Here is a 1,232-nt window from a genome sequence, read left to right as displayed (position 1 = left end):
CTAGTGCCGCATCAGCCAACGTTCGCCCTCTTGTGACGAGTCGCCCGGATGCTGCGGACAGCGGCTCGGGGCGGTCAGAATGGTCGCGTGGCCGAACGGGTGCAGGTTCGTGAGATCGATGACGACGAGGGCAGACGGCTGTTGCGGATCGTCCGCCGGGGCACCGGGTCGGTGGTGACCTGGCGGCGGGCCCAGATGGTGCTGCTGTCCGCCCAGCGCATGCCGGTGGCGAAGATCGCGGAGGTCACGTTCACCAGCGCGGACCGGGTCCGCGACGTGATCCACAACTTCAACGCCGACGGCTTCGACTCGCTCTACCCGAAGTACCGGGGCGGGCGCCCGAGGACGTTCACGCTGCCCGAGCGCCGGGAGATCAAGAAGATCGCCAAGTCCAAGCCGGCCGAGCACGGCCTGCCGTTCTCGACCTGGAGCCTGGCCAAGCTGGCCGACTTCCTGGTCGCCGAGGGGGTGGTCGACGACATCAGCCACGAGGGCCTCCGGGTCCTGCTCCGCGAGGAGGGCGTGTCCTTTCAACGCGTGAAGACCTGGAAGACCTCCCGCGACCCGGACTACGCGGCCAAGAAGGCCCGTGTCGAACACCTCTACGCGATCGCCGACGGCGAGGTCATACCCGAAGAAGGTGAGCCCGAAGTCGTCTTCTGCATGGACGAGTTCGGGCCGCTCAACCTCCAGCCCCACCCCGGCCGGCAGTGGGCCGAGCGCGGCGGGAGGCACAAGGACCCCGACCGCGGTCCCCGGCCCCGACGGCGGGCCACCTACACCCGCCCGCACGGCGTCCGGCACCTGTTCGCCGCCTACGACCTCGGCAAGGACCAGCTCTACGGGCACATCAAGAGGACCAAGAACCGCTCGAAGTTCCTGGAGTTCTGCCGCTACCTGCGCTCGCTGCACCCGATGGACGTGCGCATCGCGATCGTCTGTGACAACTACTCGCCGCACCTGACGACGAAGCGTTGCCAGCGGGTCGGGACGTGGGCCGCGGCGAACAACGTCGAGGTCGCCTACACCCCGACCAACAGTTCCTGGCTCAACCGGATCGAGGCCCAGTTCACCGCTCTGCGCTACTTCGCCCTCGACGGCACCGACCACGCCAGCCACAAGGAACAGGGCAGCATGATCCGCCGCTACATCACCTGGCGGAACAAGCACGCCGCCGACGAACGCCTGCGCGAGGTCGTCACCAGGGCAAACGTTGCCTGATGCGGCACTAG

Annotated in this window: 1 protein-coding gene; it reads left to right on the top strand. The window is 67.9% G+C overall.

The window, feature by feature from the left end; translation table 11 throughout:
• Positions 1 to 87: 87 nt before the first annotated feature.
• Positions 88 to 1,221, top strand: a complete 1,134-nt coding sequence (locus tag ACGFX4_RS41350) for an IS630 family transposase (protein WP_393086398.1) — start codon at positions 88 to 90, stop codon at positions 1,219 to 1,221.
• The last annotated feature ends 11 nt before the right edge of the window (positions 1,222 to 1,232 follow it).

Origin of the sequence: Kitasatospora sp. NPDC048365 (assembly GCF_043200835.1) — a bacterium.
In the GTDB taxonomy this organism is placed as follows: Bacteria; Actinomycetota; Actinomycetes; order Streptomycetales; family Streptomycetaceae; genus Kitasatospora; species Kitasatospora terrestris.
The sequence above is the reverse complement of the archived record's forward strand: the minus strand, read 5'-3'. Positions and strand labels throughout refer to the sequence as shown.